At 65.2% G+C, this 2,598-nt stretch carries 4 protein-coding genes; 2 read left to right on the forward strand and 2 right to left on the reverse strand.

Going from position 1 to position 2,598, the window contains the following annotated elements; translation table 11 throughout:
- Nucleotides 1–80: 80 nt before the first annotated feature.
- Together ACFVJS_RS27460 and ACFVJS_RS27465 are read right to left on the reverse strand one after the other, a co-directional pair.
- Nucleotides 81–257: a hypothetical protein gene (locus ACFVJS_RS27460; protein ID WP_271188389.1), complete on the reverse strand. Its 177-nt coding sequence runs from the start codon at nt 255–257 to the stop codon at nt 81–83.
- Nucleotide 258: 1 nt separating this feature from the next.
- The gene (locus ACFVJS_RS27465) at nt 259–717 is read right to left on the reverse strand and encodes a plasmid replication, integration and excision activator (protein ID WP_378886715.1); all 459 of its coding nucleotides are present in this window, start codon (nt 715–717) and stop codon (nt 259–261) included.
- Between the two features lie 138 nt (nt 718–855).
- Between ACFVJS_RS27465 and ACFVJS_RS27470 the strand changes: the two genes are divergently transcribed.
- Nucleotides 856–1,650, forward strand: coding sequence for a GntR family transcriptional regulator (locus ACFVJS_RS27470; protein ID WP_378886716.1), 795 nt, complete (start codon nt 856–858; stop codon nt 1,648–1,650).
- A complete protein-coding gene (locus tag ACFVJS_RS27475) occupies nt 1,647–2,468 on the forward strand; it encodes a glycosyltransferase (RefSeq protein WP_378886717.1) in 822 nt (273 codons plus the stop codon). Before ACFVJS_RS27470 ends, ACFVJS_RS27475 begins: the two co-directional genes overlap by 4 nt.
- The last annotated feature ends 130 nt before the right edge of the window (nt 2,469–2,598 follow it).

Below are 2,598 nucleotides of genomic sequence, written 5' to 3' on the forward strand. Positions count from 1 at the left end.
GCTCCGTTCTGAGAGTTGGAGACCCGCCAGCCGCCACGGCTTCCCTTCCGCGACGACTGGCGGGCGAATGTGGGGTGTGCTCACAGACCTGCCGCCTTGCCGCGACAGACCGGGCACACCGGGGTTGAAAGGTCGGGGTAGTCCCACGACCAGCGGCTGCCAGCGTTGGGCTGGCCGCACAGGGTGTAGTCGGCGTTGAGCCCGGCCAGGTGTGCCGGGTCGGACCCGTCACCGATCCACACCAGGTAGAGGCTCATGTCAGGCAGCCGCCTTCGATGCCGTGCCGCTGGCAGCGGGCTTACGAGCGGGGTTCTCGCCAGGCTTGACCATCGACTCGGCGCGGTAGGACCAGGTGATCCGGGTGCGGTCCTGACCCTCCTTGTTCTTTCCGCCCGTGTACTCGACGTACGGAAGCGCGGTCAGGCCCACGAACTCCACCGGGGTCCAGGGGAACGGGGTGTCGTTGGCCGGGGGCACGGGCTGGTGCTTGGCCAGGAACTTGACCGTGATCGCGGTGTCCTTCTTGCCCGCCGTGTCGTCGGCGTCGAGGACCATCACCTGCCAGACCGGGAGGCCCGTCTCCTTGTCGAGCTGCTGGGGCATCGACCCGTCGGCCCGCTTGCCCGCCTGGAAGTCGAGAACCGGCTCGACCTCGCCCTTGAGGAACGCGCCCTTCTCGAAGACGACCTCGTGCTGCACTGCGAAACGCTGCTTCATCGCCATTGCTCTAGTTCCTTCTCTGTTGGAGAGGACTCCTTCAGTCCTCTATAGGACTATAGGAGCACAGGACGGAGCAGACTGTCAACCAGTCCTCTAAAGGACTAGGCTGGATTCATCAGGAAGGAGGCCCCCAAGGTGGCCGCAAAGTTCGACAGGATCGCCGCTGACCTGCGGCATCGCATCGAGTCATCCGAGTTGCAGCCGGGCGACCGGCTCCCAAGCGAGACGGCACTCCTTGAGGAGTACGGGGTCAGTCTCGGCACCCTGAGGCGTGCTCTCGATCTACTCGAAGCCGAGCAGCACATCGAGCGCGTGCATGGGCGTGGGACGTTCGTACGGGCTCGGCGGACGCGTCTGGAGCGCTCATCTGCCCGCTACCAGTGGGAGAAGAACCGAGTTCCACTCAGCGAGGAAGAGCGGCTCTCGGAAGGTGCATCGGAGCGGGACACAGGGCTTCCCCTGGAGAGGTTCGTCTTCTCCGCTCGCTACGAAGAGGCGAAGGCCGACGAAGACCTTGCCGATGCCCTGGGTGTCGCAGTGGGGACGCCACTGCTTCGACGTACGTACCGAACTCGCGTGAGCGACGAGTCTGCACCATTCGCCCTCGTCGTCTCGCACCTCGTCGTCTCGCACATCGAGGGGAACCCTCGCCTCATGGACGAGACCGCCGAGCCGTGGCCGGGTGGCACGCAACACCAGTTGTCTACGGTGGGGATCGAGGTAGAGCGCATCACGGACCGCGTAATCGCTCGGCCGGCCACCGCAGATGAGGCACAGGAGTTCGAGCTCACGCCGGGAGCGCCCCTCCTGGTCGACCGCAAGACGACGTTCAGCACCGATGGACGAGCCGTCGAGGTCGCTGACAACAAGTGGCCAGCGGACCGCATGGCGCTGTCCTTCGAAACGACACTGGAGAAGGCGAGCCGATGAGCGACAACCGAATCTCAGTCATCACCCCGGTGCACGCACCATCTGTCCCGTACCTCATGGATGCGTACGAGTCTCTCCGGAGTCAGGAGATGCCCGATGCCTGGCGCTGGGAGTGGCTCATCCAGTGCGACGGGCCGATTTCGGAGAGCCTTCCTGACCCGATCCGCACGGACCCGCGATGCAGCATCGATGAGAACCGACCCTCAGGGCCGGGGCCGACTAGAAACATGGCGTTCGCTCGCTCGACCGGCTCCATCATCCGGAACCTCGACGCAGACGACCGTCTCACCGATGGAGCGCTGGCGAGGGACATCCGGGCTCACGAGAAGCATCCCGAGATTGGATGGACGACCTCGACTGCCTACGACCGCGACGAAGAGACGGGCGAACTTTCGAGGTGGATTCACGGCGACCCTGAGCCCGGCTTGGTCGAGCCGGGATGGGTTCTTCGGGTCTGGGAAGACAACGACTGGAAGTGGCTTCCGAACATGCCCACCTCCATGAGCATCAAGCGAGACCTGCTTCTCCGGCTCGGTGGCTGGATGGCCCTGCCGACGAGCGAGGACACCGGGCTCCTTGTCGCCGCCAGCGCCCTAACTCCGGGGCATCTGGAGGCAGAGCCCGGGCTGATCTACCGCAAGCACAACGCTCAGGTGACGGCCTCTCCAGAGCACTTGGACGCCGCACACGCCGAGCAACGGCGAACCCTCATCGTCGCTCGTGCACGGGCGCTTCAAGAACTCGTGAGGGCATCGCGAGAGTCGAGCGCAACATCCCACGACGAGCCAGCCGCTTCTAGCGCTTCCCAGGCTTCGTGAGAACTTTCTCTACTGACTCAAGGCGGCCTTCGGCCGCGTGCGCGGCCTCCGGGGGCGTGCGGCCTGGCGGCCGGTCCCCCTACGTGCCGCGCAAATGAAGAAGAGCGCCCAGTCCGAAGACCAAGCGCTC

This window comes from Nocardioides sp. NPDC057772 (assembly GCF_042798075.1).
GTDB lineage: Bacteria > Actinomycetota > Actinomycetes > Propionibacteriales > Nocardioidaceae > Nocardioides.

Coding starts and splice junctions, on each gene's coding strand:
- ACFVJS_RS27460 (WP_271188389.1), bottom strand. CDS start 257: ATGAGCCTCTACCTGGTGTGGATCGGTGACGGGTCCGACCCGGCACAC.
- ACFVJS_RS27465 (WP_378886715.1), bottom strand. CDS start 717: ATGAAGCAGCGTTTCGCAGTGCAGCACGAGGTCGTCTTCGAGAAGGGC.
- ACFVJS_RS27475 (WP_378886717.1), top strand. CDS start 1,647: ATGAGCGACAACCGAATCTCAGTCATCACCCCGGTGCACGCACCATCT.